This window comes from Thermus scotoductus DSM 8553, assembly GCF_000381045.1.
Lineage (GTDB): Bacteria > Deinococcota > Deinococci > Deinococcales > Thermaceae > Thermus > Thermus scotoductus.
This window is the reverse complement of record NZ_KB905806.1, coordinates 1-1,359: the sequence shown is the minus strand read 5'-3', so window position 1 is coordinate 1,359 and position 1,359 is coordinate 1. Positions and strand designations below refer to the sequence as shown.

Genomic DNA, 1,359 nt, shown 5'->3' with positions numbered 1-1,359 from the left:
CCATGTATCCCCGGTTTAAAAACCGGGGGATTATAGCTCCCCCACACCCCCTCTTTTCTCTAAGGCTCAACGCCCGCCCTCCTGGCCCCGATCCCAAACCGGACTGAGCCTTCCCTTCCCCCTCCCTAGCCCTCAGCGGGCATAGGCCCCGTTGGCCAAAAAGGTGAGGATGCCTGAAAGAAGCCCCTGGGCCACCTTCTCCCGGTAGGTGGGGTCGGCAAGCCTTCGCCCCTCTGCCGGATGGTCCCCAAAGCCCATCTCCACCAAGACCGCCGGTACCTTGGCGTAGCGAAGCACGAAGAAGTCGCCGGGAAAGGTCCCCCGGAAGGGGCTCCCTGTGGTCTGGGAAAGCTTCCTCCCTAAGGTTTCCGCAAGGCGCTGGCTGTAGCGCTGGTTGGCCTGGGCCACAATGTCAAAGAGAATCCTCTCCGCCACGGTGCGGGCTTCCTGGGTCAGGCGTTGCCCCAGCTCCCCCCCACCGTTTTCCCGGATCACTTGGGTCAAAACCCGGGCATCCTGGGCCCGGCCAAAGTAAAACACCTCCACCCCTTGGGCGGTGCGGGTGGGCGTGGCGTTCACGTGGAGGGAGATAAAAAGGTTCACCTGGGAGCTATCCGCCAGGGCCGCCCGCCGGGAAAGGTCCTCCCGCTTGTCCGGGGACAGGTGCATATCCCGGTCCCGGGTGAGGCGCACCTCTATTCCCTCCCTTTCCAGCAGGCGCTTGAGGCGAAGGGCCACATCCAGTACCACCTCTTTTTCCACCACGTACCCCACCATCCCCGGGTCCATCCCCCCGTGGCCGGGGTCCAGGAGGACCACGGGCTTGGGAGGCTTGGGTGGACGGCTGCGGGGCGGGTCAGGAAGGGCCTTGGCCGGAGTGGAGGCCTCCTTTTTCAAGCTCAGGTCCACCACCAACCGCTCCGGGTCGGAATAGCGGCGCACCGTGGCCTCCACTGCCCCCTTCAAGCGCACCACCACCCGCACCTGCCCCCCCTCGGGTAGGGTCTGCACCGAGGCCACCTCGGAAGAGTTCACCACCTGATCCATGGGGGCTGCCTTAACCCCTTTCAGGATCAGGACCAGAAGGCCATTCTCCTGGGAAAGCGTGTGCTGGACCTCTTTGGAGGGCAGATCAAAGACCAAGCGGGTGAAGCCCTCGTGCACCCCTATGCGGGGAAAGGCTAAAGCCAGGCTCCATAACCAGACGCCAACCAAAAGAAATACCCGCATCTACGCCCATTCTAGCGGGAAAGGTTAAAGCCTGATAAACAGGACTTTACCCACATCTCCGTTTCGTGGTAAATCTCCCCTTGCGGGCGCAGCCCGTATCTGGTACCGGGGGTGATCCATGGACATGCT

General features: G+C 62.9%; 1 protein-coding gene. It reads right to left on the bottom strand.

From position 1 onward, the window contains the following. Window positions 1-132: 132 nt before the first annotated feature. Complete coding sequence (locus F604_RS0111645) at window positions 133-1,230, bottom strand: N-acetylmuramoyl-L-alanine amidase (RefSeq protein ID WP_019551787.1); 1,098 nt, start codon at window positions 1,228-1,230, stop codon at window positions 133-135. Window positions 1,231-1,359: the final 129 nt, after the last annotated feature.